The organism is Streptomyces sp. RKND-216 (assembly GCF_004795255.1).
In the GTDB taxonomy this organism is placed as follows: Bacteria; Actinomycetota; Actinomycetes; order Streptomycetales; family Streptomycetaceae; genus Streptomyces; species Streptomyces hazeniae.
On record NZ_SSBQ01000002.1, the window covers coordinates 57,404 to 80,103 of the forward strand.

Sequence of the window (22,700 nt, forward strand, 5' to 3'; positions counted from 1 at the left end):
CCGTGCGGGGCGGCGGTCAACGTACGGGAGTCGCCTCGCGGTGCCGGCGGGCGAGTTCGAGGTACATGTCGGAGTTGGCGCGGATGCCCTCGCGTTCCTCCGGGGTGAGTTCGCGCTTGATCTTCGCCGGGACGCCGGCGACCAGCGAGCCCGGTGGGATCTGGAGCCCCTGCGGGACGAGCGCCTGGGCGGCGACGAGCGAACCCGCCCCGACCCGTGCGCCGTTGAGGACCGTGGCTCCCATGCCGATCAGGACGTCGTCCTCCACGGTGCAGCCGTGGAGGACCGCGTTGTGCCCCACGGAGACGCGGGCGCCGACGGTGACGGCGAAGCCGGGGTCGACGTGCACGGTGCAGTTGTCCTGGATGTTGCTGTCCGCGCCGAGCACGATCGGGCCGCAGTCCGCCCGCAGCACCGCGTGGTACCAGACACTCGCTCCGGCTTCCAGGGCGACCTCGCCCAGGACGACCGAGGTGGGCGCGGTGAACGCCTCCGGGTGGATCCGGGGCCCATGGCCGCCGACGGTCATGACGAGTGCGTTCTCCGTCATCGATGTCTCCCGTTCCGCGTCTCTCGGCGAGGTGCCACCCCACCCCGGCAGCCTACTGGAGCGGGGGCGACGCACCGAGGGGTGATCGAGGACCGCACAATGGGACGGTGGAGGAGCCCGCAGCCGTCTGCCGCCCGGTGGGCGGCGGTACCGCGAAACTGCTGCCCGACGTCGACCGCCGCCGGGCGTGGATGCTGACCGTCGACGGGGCGCCGCAGTCGTACGTGGACCTGGACGATCCGCTGCACCTGGAGTTCGAGTACGTGCGGCGGCTGGCCCACGTACTCGATCTCGCGGGGCCCGAGGGGGCGCCGCTGGACGTGCTGCACCTGGGCGGCGGGGGTTTGACGCTGCCGCGCTACGCCGCACACACCCGGCCGGGGTCGCGGCAGCGGGTCGTCGAGTCGGACGCGGAACTGTCGGCGCTGGTCGCGGAGTTCCTGCCGCTGCCGGCCGGGGCCGGGACGGCGGTGGAGGCGGCTGACGCCCGCGCGGCCCTGGAGTCCTCTCCCCCGGCGTCGGCAGACGTGGTCGTCGCGGACGTGTTCGGCGGGAACCGGGTGCCGCCGCAGATGACGACGGTGGGCTGCGCCCGGGCCGCGGCGCGGGCGCTGCGGCCCGGCGGGATCTACGCGGCGAATCTCGCGGACGCGGCGCCCTTCGGCTTTCTCGGTTCCCAGATCGCCACGTGGCGCGCGGCGTTCACCCGCGTGTGCGTCGTGGCGGAGCCGGCGGTGCTGCGCGGGCGGCGGTTCGGCAACGTGCTGCTGCTCGCCTCGGACGGCGAACTGCCGCCGCCCCTGCTGGCGCGGCGCACGGCGGCGGATCCGTTCCCCGCGCGGGTCGTCCCGGGTGCGGAGCTGGAGGCTCTGCGGGGCGGGGCGATCCCGGTTCAGGAGGACGCGGCCGCGCCGTCCCCGGTACCGCCGGAGGGTTCCTTCGGCATCGGCTGAGAGGCCTGCGGCGGTACGGGCTGCCCGACAGCCCCGGTGCCGTCCGCGACGTCGCGGGGAACCGTGCGGCGCTCCAGGCGGCGTACGTCGGGCACGCACAGGACCGCCGCGGTGAGCAGCACGATCACCGCGGAGCAGGACCACAGTGCGGCCGGCCGGCCGACGAGTTCCTCGGCGGGCCCGGCAAGAGCGGTCGCCACCGGGACCATCGCGAGGGAGCCGAACCAGTCGTAGGAGGAGACGCGGGAGAACTTCTCCTCGGGGACCTCCTGGTGCAGGGCCATCATCCACGTCACCCCGAACACCTCCACGAACAGGCCGGTGGCGAACATGACCCCGATCAGCGCCGCGGCGGACACCGGCACCGCGAGCGCGGCGGACGGCAGAGCGAGCGGGAAAACGCACAGGGCGCCGGTGAGCAGGATGCGGCGGGGTTTCCAGCGGGTCATCAGCAGCGCGCCGCCGACCGTGCCCGCGCCGAACGCGCCCAGGGCGACACCCCAGGGGCCGGCCCCGCCCAGGTGCTCCTGGGCGACCTGGGGACCGTACACCGCCTCCGCCGCGGCGACGACGGCGTTGACCACCGCGAACTGGACCACCACCGCCCACAGCCAGGTCCGGGAGACGACCTCGCGCCAGCCGTCCCGCAGGTCGGCGAGCAGCCCGCCCCCCGGGCCCCGTTCGGGAACGCCGCTGAGGTCCAGCAGGGCGCGGAGGAGTCCGGCGACGGCGAACGCCGCGGCGTCGGCCGCCAGGACCCAGCCCGGTCCGACGACGGCGACGAGCGCGCCACCGAGAGCCGCGCCACCGATGTTGGCGCCGTTGACACCCATGCGGAAGAAGGCGAAGGCGCGGGAGGACTGCTCACCGCTGACCGTGGCCAGCACCATGCCCTCGGACGCGGGGGCGAAGAACGCCTGGCCGGTTCCGCCCAGGGCGGACAGCAGGGCCATCTGCCACAGCTGGGCCTGCCCGGTGATCACCAGTGCGGCGAAGACGCCCTGCGAGGCGCAGTTGAGGGCGTTCGCGGCGACCATGACCCGGTGGCGGGGCAGGCGGTCGGCCACTGCGCCGCCGACCAGCAGGAACAGCACCAGCGGAACGGTGCGGGCGGCGGCGACCAGCCCGATGTCAGTGCCGTCGCCGCCGGCCGCGAGGACGGCGAAGGCGGCCGCCACGAGGGCGCCGGAGTTTCCGAGACCGGTGACGACGGCGGCGGCGGTGAGCAGGGCGTAGTTGCGGCCGGCCCAGGTCGCCCGGGTCGGCCGCTTCGCTGGTCCGGACGGCGCCTCGGGGTCGCCGCCGTGCTGGTCCGCCTGCCACATGGGCGGCAACCCTACGGGCCGTGCCGGGCACGTCGCAGCCCGGTTTCCGGTCGCTTGGACCGCGCGGCGGCGGTTGCGGCGCGAGCGACCGACCCCAACAAGTTACCCAGTGGTAATGTGCGCCCATGACGACGGAATCCGCGCCCTCCACGGGCGACACGCAGTCCTGGGGCGAGCTGCTGGCGGCCACTGTGCCGATGGTGCGCACCCTGAACCTGGAGTTCACCGAGACCACGGCCGAACGCGCGGTGCTCTCACTGCCGGACCAGAGCGCCTTCCACAACCACGTCGGGGGGCCGCACGCCGGGGCCATGTTCACCCTCGCGGAGTCCGCGAGCGGTGCGATCGTCCTGGCCGCTTTCGGCGACCAGCTCTCCCGCGCCGTGCCGCTGGCGGTCAGCGCGGAGATCGCGTACCGCAAGCTGGCCATGGGACCGGTCACGGCGACGGCGGAGCTGGGGCGGCCGGCCGCCGAGGTCGTCGCCGAGCTGGACGCCGGCGGGCGTCCGGAGTTCCCGGTGCGGGTCGTGATCACGCGCGAGGACGGCGAGACGACGGGCGAGATGTCCATCATCTGGACGTTGCGTCCGAAGGACTGACCGGCTGGTCAGAACGCCACACCGAAAGGGGCCACCGGGGGGCGTGACCCGCGTCACGTTGCGGGTCCGAGGTCGTGGGTTACTCTCCCCGAGATGTCCCTTTCTGTCGCGCAGCCCGCGGGTTTCCCCGCCCGCCTGGCACAGACGCTCCTCTCCCCCTGGTCCCGTTTCGGCCTGCTGATCGTGCTGCTGGCCACGGCCGCCACCCTGGTTCTGGTCTTCGAGCCGCAGCGCCTCATCACCGACGGCGGGATCGCCCAGCTGTCCGGTGCGCTGGCCGTGCTGCTCTTCGCCGCGGCCTACGGCACGTGCACGACGGCCTTCCTCCCCCGCCCCTTCCTCAACCTGGCGGCAGGCGCCCTCTTCGGCGCGCAGCTCGGCCTCGGCGCCGCGCTCGCCGGCACCGCCGTGGGCGCCGGAATCTCGTTCGGCATGGGCCGCCTGCTCGGCCAGGACGCCCTGCGTCCGCTGCTGAAGCACAAGCTGCTCACCAAGGCGGACCGGCAGCTCAGCCGCCACGGATTCCGCACCATGCTGATCATGCGGCTGCTTCCGGGTATTCCGTTCGCCGGTTCCAACTTCACCGCGGCCGTCTCCCGCATGAGCTGGCCGGCCTTCCTCTCGGCCACCATCCTCGGCTCGATCCCCAACACCGCCGCGTACGTGGTGGCGGGCAGCCAGGCCGGCACGCCGAACTCCCCGGCGTTCATGGTCGCGTTCGGCTTCATCGCGGTGTCCGGTGTCGGCGGAGTCGTCTTCGCCTGGCGCAAGCGCGCCAAGATGCGGGCGGCCACCGCACGGGCCGCGGGCGTCCCTGCCGACGCGGCCACCGAGGCACCGCAGCCGCTCGACGCCCAGCGGGTGGCGGCGGAGGAGGAGAAGGTTCTCGCCGCCCAGGCCGCCTGAGGCCACCGCCCCCCCACCCGGGGCACTCCGCTCCGGCCCTCCCCGCCCACGCCTCCCAGCCCGCCCGCGTCACCGCGCGGGCGGCGCCCATCGCGGGTCGCGTCCCACCGCGACCAACAGCCTCTCGAAACGCCCCGCATCGCCGGGAACGGGTACGGCTCGCCGAAGGCGCCCATCGAACGCGCGGTCGACCCCATCTGCGCGACGAGGTCCTCCAACTCGCCCAGCCCCGCCGTGCCCGCCGTGTAGTCCAGCCCGACCGCCCGGGCCAGGTCCCAGGGGTGCACGCTGAGGTCGAGCAGGACCATGGCGCCCAGCGTGCGCGCGGGCAGCCCCATGGAACCTGCCGTGCCCTCCTCGGCGCCCGGCTGCGCCCAGGCGCGCACCAGGCAGGGCGCCGGTCTCGCACGGAAAACGCGCCCGCCAGTCGCCGTGCAGGTAGACGGGCGTGGCGGAGAAAGTCCGCGTCGCGCTTGGCCGCCAGGATCGGGACATGGCAGGTCCACGGCGCGACACCCGCGGCATCGTCGACGCGCACGGCCTCTTCGCCCGCGTCCGGTTCCGCCGTCACGCGCCGGCCGCGGCGCTCCGGCCGTATCGGTCCGCGCCCTGCAACGGCTGTTCGCCGCCCAGGCGGTGTGGGCCCCAAGTGGGTGATCCTCCGCTACCGGATCCACGAGGCGCTGGAGCGGGCGGAGTCCTCCGGGCCGGGGGACTGGGCGCGGCTGCCGGCGGAGCCGGGGTACAGCGACCAGGCCCACCTGGTCCGCGACTTCACCGCGACGGTGGCGTGCCGCCGACCGCGTACGCGGCGTGACGCGGCACCGCCGTCCCGTCATCCACCCGTCACCGGCCCGCCGCCCACGCGTCACCTTCCGTCGACGGAAGGTGACGCCGTCTGTCCTAGAGTGGCGCGGGTCCGACTCGCACCGGCTCGCGAACAGCGCACACCTCGGGGACGCACGGGAATTCCATGTCTTGGTTCGAAGCATTCATCCTCGGGCTCGTCCAGGGGCTGACCGAATTCCTCCCCATCTCCTCCAGCGCCCACCTGAGGCTGACGGCCGCGTTCGCCGGCTGGAAGGACCCGGGCGCGGCGTTCACCGCCGTCACCCAGATCGGCACCGAGACGGCCGTGCTCATCTATTTCCGCAAGGACATCGCCCGGATCGTCACCGCGTGGTTCCGGTCGCTGACCGACCGGGCCATGCGCCGGGACCACGACGCGCAACTCGGCTGGCTGGTGATCGTCGGGTCCATCCCGATCGGCGTGCTGGGGCTGACGCTGAAGGATCAGATCGAGGGGCCGTTCCGTGACCTGCGGCTGATCGCCACCACGCTGATCGGCGTCGGCGTCATCCTGGGCGTCGCGGACCGGGTGTCGGCCCGGCGGGAGCGCGGCGGGCGGCACCGTGCGCGCCGCGCGCCCAAGACGCTGGAGAACCTGACCGTGAAGGACGGCCTGCTCTACGGGCTGGCGCAGGCGTGCGCGCTGGTGCCGGGCGTGTCGCGGTCCGGGGCGACGATCAGCGCGGGGCTGTTCATGAACTACACCCGCGAGGCCGCCGCCCGGTACTCCTTCCTGCTCGCCATCCCCGCGGTGCTGGCGTCCGGACTCTACGAACTCACGGAGATCGGCGAGGGGCACGTGTCCTGGGGGCCGACGCTCTTCGCCACCGTGCTGGCGTTCGCAGTCGCCTACGTGGTCATCGCCTGGTTCATGCGGTACATCAGCACCAGGAGTTTCATGCCGTTCGTGATCTACCGGGTGCTGCTGGGGGTGGTGATCTTCGTCCTCATCGCGCTGGGCGTGCTCACTCCGCACGAGGCGGGTGACGTGGGGTCGGGGCAGGGCTCGCGCTGAGGCGCCCCGAGACCGAGCCGACACCGCCCCGAGACCCAGCCGCCGCCGTGCCGCCGCCACGGAGGAGGCCGCGGGTCAGGGGGTCATGGTGAGGCCGTCGTCGGCGGCGCCGCGGGCGAGCACGGCCTCCCGGATGCCGTTCAGCGCCGCGGTGTACTGCGGGCGGCCGGATCCGCGGGCCTCCTCACCGGTGAGGTCGACCAGCCGGAAGCGTGGCTCACTCGCCATCAGGAACGGCGTGAAATCCGCCTTCCGCACGCGCCACGCGCCGCCCTCGCGCCGCGGCGGGGCGAACGTGAAGCGGGCGGCGCTGCCCATGCTGCCGCGCGGGTCGTTCATCACTCCGGCGACCTGGTCGCCGAGTCCGTAGACCACCCAGGTGCCGTTGACCTTCTCGTAGGCCTGCGGCACGTGGTTGTGGGTGCCGAGGATCAGGTCGATGTCGCGCCGCCCGTCGCTGCGCGACGCGGTCAGCTCCTTGGCCAGCCGCAGCTGGTCCGTGTCCGGCTCCTGCTGCCACTCGGTCCCCCAGTGGAGAGACACCACTACGACGTCGGCGCCGGCCTTCCGGGCCGCACGGGCGTCGGCGACCACCTTCCGCGGGTCGAGGAGGTCGACGAGCCAGGGCTTGCCGTGCGGCACTGGTATGCCGTTGGTGCCGTAGGTGTAGGCGAGCTGGGCCACCTTCGCGTCACCCGCGTCCAGCAGGACGGGCTCGACGTCCTCCTTCGCGGAACGCGCCGAGCCGACGTGCCGGACCCCCGCTTCGTCGAGGGCGTCCAGGGTACGGCGCACACCTTCCGGGCCGGCGTCCAAGGTGTGGTTGGAGGCGGTGGAACAGCTGTCGTACCCGGTGGCGGCGATGGCCTCGGCCACGTGTGGCGGCGTCTGGAAGGCGGGGTAACCAGTGAAGGGGCCGCCGTCGGCGCCGTAGACGGTCTCCATGTGGCAGACCGCCAGGTCCGCGGCCGAGACGAGGGGTTCGGCGGCGGCGAGCATGGGCCGGAAGTCGTAGCCCTTGCCGCCCGCGTCGCGCCGTGCCTGCTGGATGATCGAGTCGTGCGCAAGGATGTCGCCGGTGGCGAGGAGGGTGAACCCTTCTGCGGACTCGCGGTGGGCGGCCGCTGCGGCGTCCCGGCTCCTGCCGCCGTCCGAGGCTGCGCCGTCGTCGCCGGCCCGGTCCGTCCCGCAGGCTGGAAGCGCTGTGAGGAGCGCGGTGACGGCGCAGGCGAGGGCGACGCGGTGGCGGGGGTGGCGGGTGCGGTCTCTTCCGTGGTGGTGCGTGGGCATGCGGCATCTCCGGAGGGTGCGGGCGGTGGGCGCGGTGTCGGGGCGGGGCGGTGTCGGGGCGGCGGGTGCCGTTCAGCGGGTTTCGGTGAGGCCGTCGTCGGCAGCGCCGCGGCTGAGTACGGCCTCGCGAACGCGCTGCCGGACCGCGGGGAAGCGGTCCTCGGTCGCGCGGACCACCCGGAACGGCGGGCCGGTGTCGGAGTGCGTCACCAGGAAGCCGGCCTCGGAGACCGTCCAGGGCTCTCCCGCGCGCTCGGGCGGGGTGAAGGTGAAGCGCGCGGTGGAGCCCTCGTTGCCCCGGTACATGGAGGGGATGAAGCTGGCGACCTGGTCGCCGAGGCCATAGACGACCCAGGTGCCGTTGACCTTCTCGTAGGCCTGCGGCACGTGGTTGTGGGTGCCGAGGATCAGGTCGATGTCGCGCCGCCCGTCGCTGCGAGAGGCGGTCAGCCGCTTCGCGAGGCGCAGTTGCCGCGCGTCCGGCTTCTGCTGCCACTCGGTGCCCCAGTGGACGCTGGCGACGACCACGTCGGCGCCCGCCTTCCGTGCGGCGCGGGCGTCGGCGACGACCTTCCGCGGGTCGAGGAGGTTGACGGCCCAGGGCTTGCCGTCGGGCACCGGTATGCCGTTGGTGCCGTAGGTGTAGGAGAGGTGGGCGACGGTGGCGCCGCCGGCCTTCAGCAGGGTGGGGCTGTTCCGTTCGCGCGACGACCGCGCGGAGCCGGCGTGCTCGAGTCCTGCCTCGTCCATCGCCCGCAGTGTGCGGGTCAGACCCTCCATACCGGCGTCGAGAGTGTGGTTGGAGGCGGTGGAACAGCTGTCGTACCCGGTGGCGCGCAGCGACTCGGCGAGCTGCGGCGGCGAGCGGAAGAGAGGGTAGCCGGTGAACGGGCCGTCGGCGTCGCCGTAGGGGGTCTCCATGTGGCAGAGCGCGAGGTCGGCCTGTGCGACGACGGGGCGGATGCCGGCAAATATGCGGGTGAAGTCGTGACCCTCGCCCCCGGAGTCCTGCCGGGCCTGCCGCATGATCGAGGGGTAGGGGATGACGTCGCCGGAGGCGACGAGCGTGAACGGTTCCGCGTCGGCGGCTCGGGCCGCGGGTATCCGCTGCTCGTCCCGGTCGCCGGCGGCCGCGTCGGTGCCGGTCCGCGTCTGGCTGCACGAGGCGAGCGCGGCGCAGAGCGTGAGCACTCCCGCGAGCCGTACCGGCCGTCGTATGCGTCCCATGACTGTTCCTCGCCTCTCCTCGGCGTGCGTGCCCGTGACGGGCTCCTGCTTCGCACCCTGAAGCGGGCGGAGGGAACGCGACAGCCGGGAGGTCCGTCGGGGGGAGGAACGTCAGGGGGACGGGCTAGCGGCGGGGCCGGGCCGAGGGCGGCGCGGCGTCGGAGCCGGTGTCGGGCCGGGGTCCGCTGTGGGATGTACGTGGGGCTGAGGCGTACTCCTGTGGGGGTAGGAGAGATCGGGACCGCCAGAGGACGCATTCGCTGTCCGACGGGTCCATGGTGGAGGTATGGACGTCTTCTGGTCGGAGCGAGGTGCGCGGCGGTGAACACGCTGATCGCCTCGGTCCTGCTCGCGGTCCTCTCGGCGGTCGCCTACGCGGGAGCGGCGATCGTCCAGGAGCGGATCGCGTCGACGACCGACCCGAGCCGTTTCGCGCTGCTGCGCAACGGCCGCTGGTGGGTGTCGGTCGTGCTGAACGGCACGGGCGCGCTGCTGCACGTGGCGGCGCTGGGGCTGGGTCCGCTGACGGTCGTGCAGCCCCTGGGAGTGCTGACCATCGTGATCGTGGCCCCGCTTGCCGCGCTGACCGTGAAGCGCCGGGTCGGCAGGAGGGCCTGGCGGGGCATCGGCCTGGTGACGCTGGGGCTGGCGGCGGTGCTGCTGTTCACCGGCGCGAACGCTTCGAAACCGCTGGGCGCCGGCGGCCAGTACGCGGTGACCGGCGTCGCCGCGGCCGGCGTCCTGCTGCTGGTCGGCTGCGCGACGGTGCTGAGCCGGACGGGGCGCACCGGCCTGCGCAGCATCGCCCTCGCGACCGCAGCCGGGGTCGCGTTCGGCACGGCCTCGGTGTGCGTGAAGGCGGTCGCGGAGGGCTGGGCGCTGACGTCGCCGGCCCGGGCCGTTCCGGTGCTGGGCCTGATCGCGGTCTTCGCGGTCACCGGTCTCGCCACCTCGCAGGCGGCGTACCGGGGCGGCGGCCTGGCCACGCCGCTCGCCACGGCGACGGTGGTCAATCCGGTGGTGGCCGGGGCGGTGGGCATTCTGCTGCTGGACGAGGGCTTCCGCTACGGGGCTCCGGGTGCGGTGGCCGCGCTGCTGGGCGCCGTGGTGACCGGCTGGGGGCTGTTCGTCCTCACGGCCGACAACGTGGCGCGGCAGCGGCGGGCGGCGGCCGCCCGAGCGGTCGTCATCCCCGCGCCGGTGGCGCGGCCGGAGGCCGCCGGGGCGCTGGTGCCGCTGACGGCGGGGCTCGACCCGGCGGCGGTGCGGGGCGAGGGCCGGGCGGACGGTACGGCCGTGCCGCACCCGGCGCATTGCCGGAGCTGACCCGGGGCGGATGTCCGCCCCGGGGCCGTCACCACGTCAGACGGACTGCTCCTCGACCGCACGGATCACGCGTTCGCACAGTTCGTGGGTGAGCAGCGCGTCGCGGGCGGACAGCGGCCGCCCGGCGCGCACGGCGTCCAGGAAGCCGAGGACGGCCTGCTCGATGCCGCGCTGCCGGGCGACGGGCACCCAGTCGCCGCGGCGCCGCACGCTGGGCTGCCCCTTGTGGTCGACGACCTCGGCCAGGTCGCGGACCTCCCGCTTGGTGTCCTGCCCCGAGACCTCCAGGATCTCCTCCGCCGATCCGGAGAGCCGGTTCATGACGCCGAGCGCGGTGAAGCCGTCCCCGGCGAGCTGCAGGACCAGGTGGTGCAGCAGCCCGTCGCGGACCCGGGCGTGGACTGTGACCTGGTCGTGGGGGGCGGGAGCGAGGAAGCGCAGGGTGTCGACGACGTGGATGAAGTCGTCGAGGATCATGTGCCGCGGGCTCTCGGGCAGGCCGACGCGGTGCTTCTGGAGGACGATCAGGTCGCGTGGGTGCTCCAGGCACTGCGTGTAGCACGGCGCGTGGCGGCGGTTGAACCCGACGGCGAGGGGGATTCCGGCTGACTCCGCGCTGTCGACGAGTGTCTCCGCGTCGGCCAGGTGGCGGGCGAGCGGCTTGTCGACATAGGTGGGGACGCGCGCGTCGAGCAGGCGGCCGACGAGTCGGGGGTGTGCCGGGGTCGCGGCGTGGACGAACGCCGCGTCCGGGCGGGCGTCGAGGAGACCCTCGATCGTGGCGTGGCGGTGCGCGGGAGGGACGCGGTAGGCGTCGCCGAGTTCGCCGAGCACCCGGGCGTCGCGGGTCACCAGGTGCGGCTCGAGACCGGGCTGTGCGGTGAGCACCGGCAGGTAGGCCTTGCGGGCGATCGCGCCGAGCCCGATGATGCCGATCTTCACGGGTGCTCCTGGTCCGTTCGGTGAGGGCGGCGGCTGCCGCGTGGTGGATGTACCCGGCGGCGGCACCTCGACGCCCGCGTTTTCACTCTCCCGGGGAATGTCACGGCACCCCGCCGACGTGCAGGGTTGCGGGGGTGAGACGTATGACGGGAGCCGTGGTGCTGGGGTGCGTGTCCGTCGTGGCGGTGACGGGCTGTGTGACGGTCCGGGAGAAGGGGGAACCGCACGGGTCCCCCGGCCCCGGTTCTTCGCGAGCGGCGGACGCGCCGGAAGCGGCGGACGGGGGTGGTTTGTCGCGGGCGGGCCGGCCCTCGCCGCACGAAGGGCTGTCACGCCCGGCCCCGGCGCCGGGCGCGTCCGTGCGGTACGAGGCCCGGCCCGGCGCCGTACCGGAAGAAGAAGCGGCCGAGCGCGGGGCGGCCGCGCAGGTGCCGGAGGCGGAGGGACCGGCCGGGCGGCCCGCTCCCGGGGGCGCCGCGGAACGGCGGTCCCCGGCCCTGCGGCCCGGGGACATGCCGGGGCTGCCGGGCGGCGCGGGGATGTGCGACCTCGGCCGCCGGTACGGCGGCTGGGACGCGGGCAGCGCCCCGCAGGACGCCTGCGAGCGGGCCTACGGGCGCTGATCCGGCTCCTCCAGTCTCCGGCCGAGCCGGTCGATCGCGGCGAGGACGCCCCGGCCGTAGGCGTCGTCGGGCAGCACGTGCGCCGCGTGCCGCGCGCGGTCCAGCTCGCGGCGCGCGGCGCCCGGGTCGCCGAGTTTGACATGGTCGGCGGCGAGGTTGAGATGCAGGGAGGGATACAGGGCCCGCACCGCGACGGCGTGCTCGCCCCGGGCTGCGTGGTCCTCGGTGAGCGAGTCGGCGGCGGCCAGCGCCCGCAGGTCCCAGGCCAGTTCGTCGGCCGGGTCGTCCTGGGTGTCCGCCATGTAGTGGGCGATGGTGCACCGGTGGAAGGCGTCCGCTGCGGAGGTCTCCTCCCACAGCGCGGCGAAGCGGCTGCGGGCCTCCTCACGGTCTCCGGCGTGGTGGAGCATCACCGCCTGACCGATGCGCGTGGTCGGTTCGCCCTGCGACGGCTGGGGCGCTGCTGCGGTCATGGCTGCTCCTCGACGATGTGCGTGCCAACGGGTCCCGCGTGGGAGGTGGCGGGGTGGCGGTCAGGCGGCCAGGTCGGGGATGCGCCAGTCGACGGGGTCGTGGCCCTGGGCCCGCAGGGCCGCGTCGATCTGGCTGAACGGGCGGGAGCCGAGGAACTTCTTCGCCGAGAGCGGGGACGGGTGGGCCCCCTCGACGACGGCGTGCCGGGTGGTGTCGACGAGACGGAGCTTCTTCCGGGCGTAGGCACCCCAGAGCACGAACACGGCGGGCTGCTCGCGGTCGGACACGGCGCGGATCACGGCGTCGGTGAACCTCTCCCAGCCCTGGTTCTTGTGCGAGTTGGGCTCGGCCTCACGCACCGTCAGCACGGAGTTGAGCAGCAGGACGCCCTGCCGCGCCCACGGGGTGAGGCAGCCGTTGTCGGGCACCGGGTGGCCGAGGTCGTCCCGCAGCTCCTTGTAGATGTTGCGCAGCGAAGGCGGGGTCCGTACACCCGGACGCACGGAGAAGCACAGGCCGTGGCCCTGGCCGGCACCGTGGTAGGGGTCCTGACCGAGCACGAGTACCTTGACCTGGTCGAAGGGTGTGGCATCGAGGGCGGCGAAGACCTCGTCGCGGGGTGGGTAGACCGGTCCCGCCGCTCGTTCCTTCTCGACGAACTCGGTGAGTTCGGTGAAGTAGTCCTCGTCCAGCTCCTCGCCGAGGACGTCCTGCCAGGATCCGGGCAGCATGCCGATCACGCGTCAACCTCCGTCAGATGCAGGCGCGTTCCGCTTGGTGTTCCCACGCGCCGGAACCGAAGGTACCGGGCGCCACCGACAACGCCGCGCCGGGCGGCGCGGTGCGGGGTTGTCGGCCCCGCGTACAGGCGTGCGCCCCGGCTGCCGACCAGCCGGGGCGCACGCAGTGCGGAAGGGCGGAGGCCGCTACCAGCTCGCCTTCCGGTTCAGCTCCCACATGCGCATGATCGTCGAGGGGTCGATGCACCATTCGACGCCGGCGATGTCCTTGCCGGCCGCCACGTACACCTTGCCCTGCCAGAGCGGCAGCAGGCGGGCATCCTCGGCGAGGATCTTCTGCGCCTCGGTGAACGCCTCGCTGGCGATGCCGCGGTCGTCCTGCTTGCGGGAGGAGGGCAGCAGCTCCTGGGTGATGCGGGGTGCCTCGTACGGCGTGTTCAGCGCGTTGTTCTCGCCGACGAACGGTGAGATGAAGTTGTCCGCGTCGGGGAAGTCGGGGGCCCAGCCACGGCCGAAGACCGGATACTCGCCGTGCAGGTAGTCCTGGGAGTACTCGTTCCACGGCTTGCCCTTGACGGTGATGTCGAAGAGGCCGGAGCCCTCGAGCTGGCGCTCGATCTCCTCGAACTCCTTCTTCATCGTCGAGCCGTAGCGGTCGGTGGTGTACCAGAGGGTCAGCGGCACCTTCTCGGTGATGCCGGCTTCCCGCAGGACTTCCTCCGCGCCCGCACGGCTGGGCTCGCCGTACTCGTCGAAGTAGGCATTGGTGTGGCCGGTCAGGCCACTTGGCACCATGGAGTACAGCGGCTCGGCGGTGCGGTCGTAGACGTTGCGCACCAGCGCCTTGCGGTCGATGAGCTGGGCGATGGACCGGCGGACGGCTTCGTCGCCCGCCCAGTCGTACTTGGGGTTGAAGACCAGGTAGCGGATCTCCTTGCCCGGGAGCTCGCTCAGCTCGATCTTGTCGTTGCCCTTCGCGCCGGCGTCCTGGAACTCGCTGATCTGACTCGGCGTGAGCCCGCGGAAGGTGACGTCGAGTTCGCCCTTCTTGAACTTCTTCACCATCGCCGTGGAGCTCTGGAAGTAGCGGATGGTGACCTTGTCGTTCTTGATCTCGGCGGCACCCTTGTAGTCCGGGTTCGCGAGCAGGACGGCGCGCTTGTTCTCCCTGTACTCCTCGAGCACGTACGGGCCGGATCCGACGATCTCGGTGCCCTTGAGCAGCCCCTTGTCGTCGTACACCTCCGGGTCGACGATCGAGGCCGCGGGAGTGGCGAGGACGTATTCGAAGGTCGCGTCCGACTCCTTCAGGTGGAAGACGATCTCGTGCTTCCCCGGGGTCTCGATGCGGTCCAGGCTGCCGAGGAGGCCCGAGGGGCCGCCTTCGGCTCCGATACTGAAGACGCGCTCGAGGGAGAACTTGACCGCCTCCGCGTCCAGCGGGTTGCCGTTGGAGAAGGTGAGGTCCTCGCGCAGGGTGCAGCGGTACACCTTGCTCGCCGTGTCGGTGAACTTGCAGGACTTGGCGGCGTCCGGCTCGGGCGAGCTGGAGGAGTTGGGGAAGTGCATCAAGGTCTGGTAGACGTTCCGGAACAGCTCCCAGGACTGGTCCCACGCGCCCGCCGGGTCCAGGACGCTGGGCGAGCTGGTGGTGCCGACCACGATGGACTGGTCCTCGTCGTTGTCACCACCGGGCAACACGCTGCACCCGGCGAGCAGCGCCGCGCTCGCCGCGATCGCTGCGATTCTCAGAGGTCCGTTCCGGTCGAACACGTACGCGCTCCTCAGTCGGCGGGGCCACTGCTTGATGCGGTTGCATGAGGGATGTCGCCCGCCGGCCGGTTCCATGCGCTTCGCTTGCGCATCCGTGTGTCCTGCACGCGGATGCCCGCGCGGACCTGCTGGCCGCAGGCGCATCAGACCTTACCCCAGCCTCCCAGCCGTGAGCAGGGACAGATCATCCCTTTGTGACGCCCTTTTCGAAGGCGTCACAGATCTGATGCCGCTCCACTGCGGAGCGGCATCAGACGGGTGACCAGCGGTGGACTCGCCTCAACTCAGGGTCATCAGACGCCGGCGTTGAGGAAGAGGCCGCCGTCGACGACCAGGGTCTGGCCGGTGATCCACGCCGCGGCGTCCGAACTGAGGAACGCGGCGGCGCCGCCGACGTCCTCGGGGGCTCCGAGCCGCCCCATCGGGTAGCGGGTCGCGGCCTCGTCCTCACGGCCCTCGTAGAGCGCCGCGGCGAACTTCGTCTTCACCACGGCCGGGGCGAGCGCGTTGACGCGGGCGGCGGGCGCGAACTCGTGGGCGAGCTGCTGCGTCAGGTTGACCATCGCCGCCTTGCTCATGCCGTAGGCGCCGACGAAGGGCGAGGCCGAGAGTCCGGCGATGGAGGCGATGTTGACGATGGAGCCGCCGTGGTCGCGCTGCCAGGCGGCCCAGGTCCGCTGGGCGAAGCCCAGGGCCGAGATGACGTTGGTTTCGAAGACCTTGCGGGCGACGGCGAGGTCGAGATCGGCCATGGGCCCGAAGACGGGGTTGGTCCCGGCGTTGTTGACCAGGTGGTCGAGCCGTCCGTAGGCGGCCATGACCGCGTCGACGGCGGCGGCCTGGTGGCCGGTGTCGTGCGCCTTCCCCGCGACGTACATGGCCCGGTCGGCGCCGAGCGAGGCCACCGCGGTCTTCAGGGCGTCCTCGTTGCGACCGGTGATGCAGACCCTGTCACCGCGTGCCACGAGGGCTTCGGCGACGGCGTATCCGATGCCGCGGCTGCCGCCGGTCACCAGGGCCGTCCGCCCGCTGTCCGGGCGGGGCGCTCCGGGCTGTGACGGGTCCGGCTGTGCTGTGTCGGTCATGGGGGTGGCTCCTGTCAGTTGAGGGGGCCGCCGGCCACGTACATGACCTGGCCGGAGACGAATCCCGCGTCGTCGGAGGCGAAGAAGGCGATGGCGCCGGCGACGTCCTCGGGGCGGCCGACGCGCTGGACCGGGATCTGGGTGGCTGCTGCGGCCTGGAACTCGTCGAAGTCCATGCCGACGCGTTCGGCGGTGGCGGCCGTCATGTCGGTGACGATGAAGCCGGGCGCGACGGCGTTGGCGGTCACGCCGAACTTGCCCAGTTCCTTGGCGAGGGTCTTGGTGAAGCCCTGGAGGCCCGCCTTGGCGGCGGCGTAGTTGACCTGGCCGCGGTTGCCGAGGGCGGAGCTGGAGGAGAGGTTGACCACGCGTCCGAACCCGGCGTCCACCATGTGCTTCTGGCAGGCCCGGGTCATCACGAAGGCGCCGCGCAGGTGGACGTTCATCACGGTGTCCCAGTCCGCGTCGCTCATCTTGAACAACAGGTTGTCGCGGAGCACGCCGGCGTTGTTCACCAGCACGGTGGGCGCGCCGAGTTCCTCGGCGACCCGGGCGACGGCGGCCTCGGCCCGCTCGGTGTCGGCCACGTCGCAGCCGACGGCGATCGCCCGCCCCCCCTCGGAGGTGATCTTCTCGACGGTGTCCTTGCAGGCCGCCTCTTCGAGGTCGAGCACGGCGACGGCCCTGCCCTCATGGGCCAGACGCACGGCGGTGGCCGCGCCGATGCCTCGGGCTGCGCCGGTGACGATCGCGACGCGCTGCTCGCTGGTGGACATTTCGTTCTCCTCGTCCTCGTGGGGTCGCCGGCGGGCCACGTGCCCGCCTGGTGAGCAACCGCTTAGTAGGCTCGGTGGTCGTGACGCTAGAAGTCGTGGCACTCCGTGTCAACGGCAGCCTGGTTCGTGCCGGTCACCGCACCAGGAGGTCCAGCAGCCGCCGGGCTTCGGCCTCGGGGTCCGCGGTCAGGCCGGTGTGCACCGGGCCGGGCTGGACGACGGTACTGCGCGGCGCGACGATCCAGCGGAAGCGGCGTCCGGCGTCGTCGCCCGCGGCCTGCCCCGCGTCGCCGCCGCCCCGGCACACCCCCTCGACCGCGCGCAGCGCGGCGTGCACCCCCGCCACGTCGGCGTCCGGGTCCAGGGCGCGCAGCCGGTCCTCGTCCAGGTGGGTCAACGCGGCGGCGTAGGAGCGCGCACGGCAGTAGAGCACGACGCCGGCGTTGATGAGTTCGCCGCGTTCGACGCGCGGGACGACGCGGAGCAGGGCGTATTCGAAGACCATGCGAGGCGTCATCGCGTCTCCCCCGGCTTCCCGGCGTGCCGGGCGCGGGCCGGCTCGGGCCCGGTGCCCGGGTGCCCGGTCAGCCAGCCCGGGGCCTGTGAGGGCCGGTCGGGGGTGGGTGCGCCCATTTCGACGCGCTCGTGCACCTGCGGCGCGCGGGCCGCGAGGACGCGGGTGTAGGCGGCGCGGACGTCGTCGGGGTGATCGAAGCCTGGTTCGCCCGCCAGCCAGTCGTCGGGGATGTCCGCGGTGCACCGGTCGAGGAGTGCTGGCGTGACCCGGGGGGCGAGGTCGGCTGCGGCGGCGGCCACGTCGGGGGCGAAGGGCGCGAGGACGTGGTCCGACGCGTCGTAGCGGCGGTCCGCGGCAGCGCCGGCCTTCGGCCAGTTGTGGTGCCAGATCAGGGAGGCCCCGTGGTCGATGAGCCACAGGTCGCCGTGCCAGACCAGCAGGTTGGGGTTGCGCCAGGAGCGGTCGACGTTGCCGGTCAGGGCGTCGAACCAGACGATCCGCCCGGCCTCCCGGGCCGTCACCTCGTAGGCGAGCGGGTCGAATCCCAGGGAGCCGGGCAGGTAGTCCATGCCCAGATTGGGACCGCCGCTCGCTTTCAGCAGTTCCTGCACCTCCTCGTCAGGCTCGGCGAGCCCGAGGACCGGGTCGACGTGGACGACTGCCAAGTCCGGTACGCGGAGCCCCAGGAGCCGGGCGAGACGCCCGCAGACGACCTCGGCGACCAGCGTCCTGCGTCCCTGTCCGGCACCGGTGAACTTCACGACGTAGGTGCCCAGGTCGTCGGCTTCCAGGAGGCCGGGCAGTGAGCCGCCCTCGCGCAGGGGCGTGACGTACCGGGTGGCGGTGACTTCGGGCAGCATCGCACCAGGTTATGCGGCGCCGTGTCGTTGAACGTGACGGCCCGGGCGCACGTAGGAAGGTGTGGACGGCTGTCCCGAGACCGTAGGAGCGTGGCATGAACACCGCCTTTCCCACCCGCCGTACCGTACTGGCCGCCGCGGGGACCACCTCGGCCGCGCTGGCCCTCGCCGCGTGCGGGAGTTCCGGCGGCGGGGACACGGGCGGCGAGGAGTCGCCCGGGTCCGGCGACCAGCCGACCGGAAAGGGCACTTCGGAGCCCGGCGGGGGCGGCGCGGAGCTGGTGAGCACCTCCGAGGTGCCGGAGGGCGGCGGGACGATCCTCAAGGAGGAGAAGGTGGTCGTCACCCAGCCCTCGGCCGGCGAGTACAAAGCCTTCTCCGCGGTGTGCACGCACCAGGGCTGCGTGGTGTCGTCGGTCGCGGACGGCTCCATCAACTGCGCGTGCCACGGCAGTCGTTTCGCCGTCGCCGACGGCAGCGTCCAGCAGGGTCCGGCGACGCAGCCGCTGCCCGCGGTGAAGGTGTCGGTGCGCGGCGGTTCCGTGCGGCGGAGCTGACCGGGCGCCTCCCCCGCCGGCCGGACCCGTCAGTCGTACCGGCGTGGCAGGGAGGGACGCAGCGCGTCGGCCACGGCGTCCGCCACTCCCCCGATCTCCTCCAGAGCCAGCGGCGAGAGGGTGATCCGGAGTCCGGGTCCCGAGGCGAGGCGGAAGCGCGCGCCGGGCGCCACCGCCCAGCCGGCCTGGAGGAGGCGCGCCACCGCTCCGGTCTCGTCGGGCACGGGCACCCAGGCGTTCATGCCGCTGCGGCCGCGCGCGGGCACGCCGCGGTCCGCGAGGGCGCGTACCAGTGCGTCCCGCCGGTGCCCGTAGGAGGCGGCGACGCGGTGCGGACGCACGGCCTCCTGCTCCCAGAGCCGGGCGACGGCGTCCTGGAGCAGGTGGCTGACCCAGCCCGGGCCGAGCCGCTGGCGGCCACGCACCCGGTCGACGGTGAGTGCGTCGCCGGTGAGGACGGCCAGGCGCAGGTCGGGGCCGTACGCCTTCGCGGTGGAGCGGACCAGCGCCCAGTGGGTGGTGGAGCCGCAGACCGCGTGCAGCGGCAGGTCCACGATGCCGTGCCCGTGGTCGTCCTCGACGACCAGCGTGGCCGGGTGTTCCGCCAGCAGCGCGCGGAGGGCGGCTCCGCGCGCGGCCGAGACGGCGGCGCCCGTGGGGTTCTGGGCGCGGGCGGTCACGATCAGGGCGCGCGCATGCCGCCGGAGGGCACCGGCGACGGCGTCGGGCAGCGGCCCGTCGTCGTCCACGGCGACGGGCAGCGGACGCAGGCCGAGGGCCGGGACCAGGTCCAGAAGACTCCCCCAGCCGGGGTCCTCCACGGCGACGACGTCACCGGGCCGCAGGTGCGCCGCCAGGACGCGTTCGATCGCGTCCAGGGCGCCGGAGGTCACGGCGACGGGCCCGTCGGGAACGCCGTCGGCGGCGAGCATCCGCCGTGCGGCGCGGCCGAGTTCGGCGGTGACTGCGGGGGCACCGTAGAGCGTCGGACGCGTGCGGGCGCGCTCGGCCGCCGTGGCGAGGGCGTCGCCCAGCGGTGGCAGCAGCGCGGGGTCCGGATTGCCGGTGGACAGGTCGCGCGCACCGTGGGGGACGTCGACGCGGAGCGACTCGCGGGGTGTGCTGGCCGGACGGTGCCGGATGCGGCTCCCCCGGCGCCCGGCGGTCTCGATCACTCCGCGGTCCCGAAGCGAACGATAGGCGGCGGCCACCGTGTTGGGGTTGACGCCGAGCCGCGTGGCGAGCTCCCGCTGCGGGGGCAGCGCGTCGCCGGGGGCGAGGGCGCCGGCGCCGACGCCGCGCTCCACGCTGGCGGCGATCTCGGCTGCGCCCGCTCCCTCGATCCGGTAATCTCCTAGCACAAAGACGATTATGCACTAGTACAAAGAGAACGCAAGGAGATCCCCATGTCCGCCACCGCGTCTCCGCGACCGACCTACGAGGCCGTCGGGCGCACCATGCCGACCCGCAACCGCGACCGGGCCTCCTACGACCGCGACCTGGTGCACGCGATCCTCGACGAGGGCTACGTCTGCCACCTGGGTTTCGTGCGCGACGGGGCGCCGGTGGTGCTGCCGACGCTGTACGCCCGGGACGGCGAGCGGCTGTACGTGCACGGTTCCACCGGCTCCCGGCCGCTGCGGGCGGCCGGGGACGGCACCGAGACACCGGGGCTTCCCGTCTGCCTGACCGTCACGCACGTCGACGGGCTGGTGCTCGCTCGCTCGGCCTTCCACCACTCCGCCAACTACCGCTCCGTGGTCGTGCACGGCGAGGCCCGGCAGGTGACGGACCCGCAGGAGCGGACGGCGGCGCTGGACGCGCTGGTGGACCACGTGCTGCCCGGCCGGGCGGCCGACTGCCGACCGGCGGACGCGCGGGAGCTGGCGGCCACCGCCGTCCTGGCGCTGGACCTGGTGGAGGTCTCGGCGAAGGTACGGTCCGGCCCGCCCGTGGACGAGCCGGCGGACCTGTCGCTCCCCCACTGGGCCGGCGTGCTGCCCGTGCGCAGCACCACGGGCGAGCCGGTGCCGGCCGACGACCTGGCCGGCACCGTCGCCGCGCCCGCCTACCTCACCGCTCCGCGGAGGCCGGGACGCTGAGGTCGGGCCCGGGCCGCGCGGCAGTCCGGCGGACCGACGCGGCGTGCCGCGCCTCGGCGCACGCCAGACCGGTCACGGCGAGGAGAAGCAGCACGGTGCCGGTCACCGTGGCGGCGGTCAGCCGTTCGTCCAGGAGCACCACCGCGATGACCGCGGCGCTCACCGGCTCGATCAGCATGATGACCGAGACGGTTGCCGCGCGGACCACGGCGGCGCCCGCGAAGTACAGGGCGTAGGCGAGCGCCGTGGGCACGGCGGCGACGTAGGCGAGGAGGAGCAGCACCCGGACCGGGTCCCCGGTCTGCGGGAGGAGTCCTTCGGCCAGCGCCAGGGGGAGGGTGCAGACCGCCCCGACGGCGAACGCCCAGCGTGTGGTGGCGGACTCGCCGGTGCCCGACGCGCGGCCGAACCGCCGCGTCAGCAGGGTCACCGCCGCGTAGCCGGTGGCGGAGAGAAGGGCGAGGGCGACTCCGGCGGGGTGAACGGTGCCGCCTCCCGCGCCGAGACACAGGACCAGGAGTCCGGCCAGTGCACCGGTCACCGCCGCGATCCCGGAACCACCGAGACGTTCGCCCATGGTCAGCCGAGCGCCGAGCGCGATGAGGACGGGCCCCGCACCGAGCGTGACGACGGTGCCGACGGCGAGGCCGGTGACCTCGACCGCGGCGAAGTAGGCGGTCTGGAAGACGGCGAGGCCGACGCCTGTGGAGGCGATGCGCAGGGCACGGCGCCGGGGCCGCTCGGCCGGCCGGGGCCCCCGGGCCGGCTCCGTCCGCGAGCGTGCCGTCAGTCCGCGCAGACCCTGGAAGGCCAGCAGCAGCAGGAGACCTCCGGCGTAGCGCCAGAAGGACAGGGCGAGGGGGCCGAGGTCGCTCGCCCTGTAGAGGAGTGAGGCGGCCGCGCCGGCGGTGCCCCAGGCGACGCCGGCCACGACGAGGTAGGTCAGGGCGCGGCCGACGGGCAGGGCGGCGGCAGGGGAAAAGGATGCATGCGACACGTGGTGTACTCCGCGCAGAGAGGGGACTGGTGACGTTCCCGTCTGCGGGCGCCGGAGGGTGACGCCGCGGGCGGAGTCTCGCTCCCCCGGTGGCGCGGTCCTCGGCCGGCCCGCTCTACGCGGCGGGCGGCGACAGCACGGTCAGGTACACGGCGGCCCACCCTACGAGGACGGGGTCCGCGCGGACAAGCCCGTTCCGGCGTGGTCGGCGACGGCGCTCCCGGCGACCGGCTCGGGCGCGGGCGGCCGGGGGGCCGAGCGCTGGGCGATGAGTGCGCCGGTGAGCACCAGCAGACCACCGAGGACCTGGGGCGCGGAGAGGTGTTCGCCGAGAAGCACCCAGGCCAGCGCGGTCGCGATGACCGCCTCCAGACAGGCGACCACCCCGGCGACCTGCGGGGAGAGGCGGCGCACGGAGACCACGCCCGTCAGGTAGGCGGCGACGGTGGCGACCAGCACGATCCAGCCGAGGAGCAGCAGGCCGGGGACGGGCATGCCGTCCATCTCGGCCTCGCGGAGCAGGACGCCCCATTCCATGGACCACGGCCGCGCGACGAGGGTGAGCACCAGTGCGCCGACCAGCAGGCCGTACGCGATCACGCCCACCGGGTCGGGCCGCCGGCCGTCGGCCTCGTCGGCACCGTGGTCGGAGAGCACGAAGTAGCCGACCTGGCAGCAGGCCGCGCCCAGCGCCAGCAGCAGGCCGAGGACGTCGAAGGCCAGCCCCGACCACACCTCGACCACGCAGCTCAGCCCGCCGACGGCCAGCACCACGCCGACGGCCGCCGCCCGGGTCACCGGGCGGCGCTGTACGAAGCGCACCCAGCCAAGGACCAGTGCGGGGGCCAGGTACTCGATGAGCAGGGCCACGCCCACGGGGATGCGGGAGATGGCTGCGAAGTAGCAGGCCTGCACGCCGGCCACGGCGAAGAGGCCGAAGCCCGCCAGCAGCGCGGGATGCGACCTGAGCAGCCCGCGATGACGCCAGGCGAGGGGCAGAGTGACCAGGGCGGCTCCCGCGACCCGCAGCCAGGTGACGTGCAGGGGGGCGAGACCGGCCTCGATGAGCGGCTTGGCCGCGGGACCGGATCCGCCGAAGGCGAAGGCGGAGAGGAGCGCGATGGCGAGCCCCGTGCTCCGGACCCGGACGGGGTGCGACGGTGGTGCGGCGTGCGGCATGCGCCCCATGATGCCAAGCGAGGTCAGGAGTGTCA

Annotated in this window: 23 protein-coding genes and 1 pseudogene; 9 read left to right on the forward strand and 15 right to left on the reverse strand. The window is 73.6% G+C overall.

The annotated features are described in order from the left end of the window. Positions 1–16 precede the first annotated feature (16 nt). Positions 17–550 carry a gamma carbonic anhydrase family protein gene (locus tag E4198_RS00495; protein ID WP_136181368.1) on the reverse strand — a complete coding sequence of 178 codons (534 nt, stop codon included), beginning with the start codon at positions 548–550 and terminating at the stop codon, positions 17–19. A gap of 107 nt (positions 551–657) precedes the next feature. On the opposite strand from E4198_RS00495, the gene E4198_RS00500 reads away from it, so the two are divergent. Continuing rightward, positions 658–1,503, forward strand: coding sequence for a fused MFS/spermidine synthase (locus E4198_RS00500; RefSeq protein WP_136181369.1), 846 nt, complete (start codon positions 658–660; stop codon positions 1,501–1,503). Here the strand turns inward: E4198_RS00500 and E4198_RS00505 are convergent. Continuing rightward, complete coding sequence (locus E4198_RS00505) at positions 1,443–2,828, reverse strand: MFS transporter (RefSeq protein WP_136181370.1); 1,386 nt, start codon at positions 2,826–2,828, stop codon at positions 1,443–1,445. The genes E4198_RS00500 and E4198_RS00505 overlap by 61 nt on opposite strands. Positions 2,829–2,953: 125 nt before the next feature. Here E4198_RS00505 and E4198_RS00510 point away from each other — a divergent pair, with 125 nt between their 5' ends. The 4 genes and pseudogenes from E4198_RS00510 (at position 2,954) to E4198_RS00525 (ending at position 6,197) form a co-directional block, all read left to right on the forward strand. Further along, the gene (locus E4198_RS00510; RefSeq protein WP_136181371.1) at positions 2,954–3,427 is read left to right on the forward strand and encodes a DUF4442 domain-containing protein; all 474 of its coding nucleotides are present in this window, start codon (positions 2,954–2,956) and stop codon (positions 3,425–3,427) included. Between the two features lie 93 nt (positions 3,428–3,520). Then, positions 3,521–4,333: a VTT domain-containing protein gene (locus E4198_RS00515; protein ID WP_136181372.1), complete on the forward strand. Its 813-nt coding sequence runs from the start codon at positions 3,521–3,523 to the stop codon at positions 4,331–4,333. Positions 4,334–4,927: 594 nt separating this feature from the next. Then, a pseudogene (locus E4198_RS25245) lies at positions 4,928–5,150 on the forward strand (AraC family transcriptional regulator); the annotation flags it as partial. 156 nt (positions 5,151–5,306) lie between these two features. Further along, positions 5,307–6,197 carry an undecaprenyl-diphosphate phosphatase gene (locus tag E4198_RS00525; protein ID WP_136181373.1) on the forward strand — a complete coding sequence of 297 codons (891 nt, stop codon included), beginning with the start codon at positions 5,307–5,309 and terminating at the stop codon, positions 6,195–6,197. A gap of 75 nt (positions 6,198–6,272) precedes the next feature. On the opposite strand, the gene E4198_RS00530 is transcribed toward E4198_RS00525, so the two are convergent. Continuing rightward, on the reverse strand, positions 6,273–7,487 hold the full coding sequence (locus tag E4198_RS00530) for a CapA family protein (RefSeq protein ID WP_136181374.1): 1,215 nt from the start codon (positions 7,485–7,487) through the stop codon (positions 6,273–6,275). Positions 7,488–7,559: 72 nt separating this feature from the next. Beyond that, a complete protein-coding gene (locus E4198_RS00535) occupies positions 7,560–8,714 on the reverse strand; it encodes a CapA family protein (RefSeq protein ID WP_136181375.1) in 1,155 nt (384 codons plus the stop codon). A gap of 321 nt (positions 8,715–9,035) precedes the next feature. Here E4198_RS00535 and E4198_RS24730 point away from each other — a divergent pair, with 321 nt between their 5' ends. Then, a complete protein-coding gene (locus E4198_RS24730) occupies positions 9,036–10,040 on the forward strand; it encodes a DMT family transporter (protein ID WP_247597490.1) in 1,005 nt (334 codons plus the stop codon). Positions 10,041–10,076: 36 nt separating this feature from the next. On the opposite strand, the gene E4198_RS00545 is transcribed toward E4198_RS24730, so the two are convergent. Continuing rightward, positions 10,077–10,982 carry a Gfo/Idh/MocA family oxidoreductase gene (locus E4198_RS00545; RefSeq protein WP_136181376.1) on the reverse strand — a complete coding sequence of 302 codons (906 nt, stop codon included), beginning with the start codon at positions 10,980–10,982 and terminating at the stop codon, positions 10,077–10,079. Between the two features lie 359 nt (positions 10,983–11,341). On the opposite strand from E4198_RS00545, the gene E4198_RS00550 reads away from it, so the two are divergent. Next, positions 11,342–11,605, forward strand: coding sequence for a hypothetical protein (locus E4198_RS00550; protein WP_136181377.1), 264 nt, complete (start codon positions 11,342–11,344; stop codon positions 11,603–11,605). Here E4198_RS00550 and E4198_RS00555 read toward each other — a convergent pair. From E4198_RS00555 to E4198_RS00585, 7 genes are all read right to left on the reverse strand, one after another. Continuing rightward, positions 11,593–12,078, reverse strand: a complete 486-nt coding sequence (locus E4198_RS00555; protein ID WP_136181378.1) for a tetratricopeptide repeat protein — start codon at positions 12,076–12,078, stop codon at positions 11,593–11,595. The two genes, E4198_RS00550 and E4198_RS00555, sit on opposite strands and share 13 nt — an antisense overlap. 60 nt (positions 12,079–12,138) lie before the next feature. After that, positions 12,139–12,819: a uracil-DNA glycosylase gene (ung, locus tag E4198_RS00560; protein ID WP_136181379.1), complete on the reverse strand. Its 681-nt coding sequence runs from the start codon at positions 12,817–12,819 to the stop codon at positions 12,139–12,141. Between the two features lie 186 nt (positions 12,820–13,005). Next, a complete protein-coding gene (locus E4198_RS00565) occupies positions 13,006–14,592 on the reverse strand; it encodes an ABC transporter substrate-binding protein (protein WP_136181380.1) in 1,587 nt (528 codons plus the stop codon). Positions 14,593–14,885: 293 nt separating this feature from the next. Next, positions 14,886–15,677: an SDR family oxidoreductase gene (locus tag E4198_RS00570; protein WP_136181381.1), complete on the reverse strand. Its 792-nt coding sequence runs from the start codon at positions 15,675–15,677 to the stop codon at positions 14,886–14,888. A 14-nt stretch (positions 15,678–15,691) separates the two neighbouring features. Then, positions 15,692–16,453: a 3-oxoacyl-ACP reductase FabG gene (fabG, locus tag E4198_RS00575; RefSeq protein ID WP_136181382.1), complete on the reverse strand. Its 762-nt coding sequence runs from the start codon at positions 16,451–16,453 to the stop codon at positions 15,692–15,694. Between the two features lie 133 nt (positions 16,454–16,586). Next, complete coding sequence (locus E4198_RS00580) at positions 16,587–16,970, reverse strand: DUF3037 domain-containing protein (RefSeq protein ID WP_136181383.1); 384 nt, start codon at positions 16,968–16,970, stop codon at positions 16,587–16,589. Beyond that, on the reverse strand, positions 16,967–17,830 hold the full coding sequence (locus E4198_RS00585) for a HipA family kinase (RefSeq protein ID WP_136181384.1): 864 nt from the start codon (positions 17,828–17,830) through the stop codon (positions 16,967–16,969). The genes E4198_RS00580 and E4198_RS00585 overlap by 4 nt, the downstream gene beginning before the upstream one ends. Positions 17,831–17,925: 95 nt before the next feature. Between E4198_RS00585 and E4198_RS00590 the strand changes: the two genes are divergently transcribed. Continuing rightward, the gene (locus tag E4198_RS00590) at positions 17,926–18,387 is read left to right on the forward strand and encodes a Rieske (2Fe-2S) protein (protein WP_136181385.1); all 462 of its coding nucleotides are present in this window, start codon (positions 17,926–17,928) and stop codon (positions 18,385–18,387) included. A 29-nt stretch (positions 18,388–18,416) separates the two neighbouring features. On the opposite strand, the gene E4198_RS00595 is transcribed toward E4198_RS00590, so the two are convergent. Further along, the gene (locus E4198_RS00595) at positions 18,417–19,748 is read right to left on the reverse strand and encodes an aminotransferase class I/II-fold pyridoxal phosphate-dependent enzyme (protein WP_136181386.1); all 1,332 of its coding nucleotides are present in this window, start codon (positions 19,746–19,748) and stop codon (positions 18,417–18,419) included. A 45-nt stretch (positions 19,749–19,793) separates the two neighbouring features. Between E4198_RS00595 and E4198_RS00600 the strand changes: the two genes are divergently transcribed. Then, positions 19,794–20,489 (forward strand): pyridoxamine 5'-phosphate oxidase family protein, encoded by a 696-nt coding sequence (locus E4198_RS00600; RefSeq protein ID WP_136181387.1) that lies wholly within the window; start codon positions 19,794–19,796, stop codon positions 20,487–20,489. Here the strand turns inward: E4198_RS00600 and E4198_RS00605 are convergent. Both E4198_RS00605 and E4198_RS00610 read right to left on the reverse strand, forming a co-directional pair. Then, positions 20,461–21,486, reverse strand: a complete 1,026-nt coding sequence (locus E4198_RS00605) for an EamA family transporter (RefSeq protein WP_247597491.1) — start codon at positions 21,484–21,486, stop codon at positions 20,461–20,463. The two genes, E4198_RS00600 and E4198_RS00605, sit on opposite strands and share 29 nt — an antisense overlap. A gap of 162 nt (positions 21,487–21,648) precedes the next feature. After that, positions 21,649–22,665, reverse strand: coding sequence for an EamA family transporter (locus E4198_RS00610; protein ID WP_136181388.1), 1,017 nt, complete (start codon positions 22,663–22,665; stop codon positions 21,649–21,651). Positions 22,666–22,700: the final 35 nt, after the last annotated feature.

Excerpts from the sequence above, each read along its gene's own strand:
- E4198_RS00585 (WP_136181384.1), bottom strand. The coding sequence starts at position 17,830 with ATGCTGCCCGAAGTCACCGCCACCCGGTACGTCACGCCCCTGCGCGAG.
- E4198_RS00535 (WP_136181375.1), bottom strand. The coding sequence starts at position 8,714 with ATGGGACGCATACGACGGCCGGTACGGCTCGCGGGAGTGCTCACGCTC.
- E4198_RS00530 (WP_136181374.1), bottom strand. The coding sequence starts at position 7,487 with ATGCCCACGCACCACCACGGAAGAGACCGCACCCGCCACCCCCGCCAC.
- E4198_RS00510 (WP_136181371.1), top strand. The coding sequence starts at position 2,954 with ATGACGACGGAATCCGCGCCCTCCACGGGCGACACGCAGTCCTGGGGC.
- E4198_RS00525 (WP_136181373.1), top strand. The coding sequence starts at position 5,307 with ATGTCTTGGTTCGAAGCATTCATCCTCGGGCTCGTCCAGGGGCTGACC.
- E4198_RS00580 (WP_136181383.1), bottom strand. The coding sequence starts at position 16,970 with ATGACGCCTCGCATGGTCTTCGAATACGCCCTGCTCCGCGTCGTCCCG.
- E4198_RS00590 (WP_136181385.1), top strand. The coding sequence starts at position 17,926 with ATGAACACCGCCTTTCCCACCCGCCGTACCGTACTGGCCGCCGCGGGG.
- E4198_RS00515 (WP_136181372.1), top strand. The coding sequence starts at position 3,521 with ATGTCCCTTTCTGTCGCGCAGCCCGCGGGTTTCCCCGCCCGCCTGGCA.
- E4198_RS00570 (WP_136181381.1), bottom strand. The coding sequence starts at position 15,677 with ATGACCGACACAGCACAGCCGGACCCGTCACAGCCCGGAGCGCCCCGC.
- E4198_RS00505 (WP_136181370.1), bottom strand. The coding sequence starts at position 2,828 with ATGTGGCAGGCGGACCAGCACGGCGGCGACCCCGAGGCGCCGTCCGGA.
- fabG (WP_136181382.1), bottom strand. The coding sequence starts at position 16,453 with ATGTCCACCAGCGAGCAGCGCGTCGCGATCGTCACCGGCGCAGCCCGA.
- E4198_RS00610 (WP_136181388.1), bottom strand. The coding sequence starts at position 22,665 with ATGCCGCACGCCGCACCACCGTCGCACCCCGTCCGGGTCCGGAGCACG.
- E4198_RS00600 (WP_136181387.1), top strand. The coding sequence starts at position 19,794 with ATGTCCGCCACCGCGTCTCCGCGACCGACCTACGAGGCCGTCGGGCGC.
- E4198_RS00495 (WP_136181368.1), bottom strand. The coding sequence starts at position 550 with ATGACGGAGAACGCACTCGTCATGACCGTCGGCGGCCATGGGCCCCGG.
- E4198_RS00555 (WP_136181378.1), bottom strand. The coding sequence starts at position 12,078 with ATGACCGCAGCAGCGCCCCAGCCGTCGCAGGGCGAACCGACCACGCGC.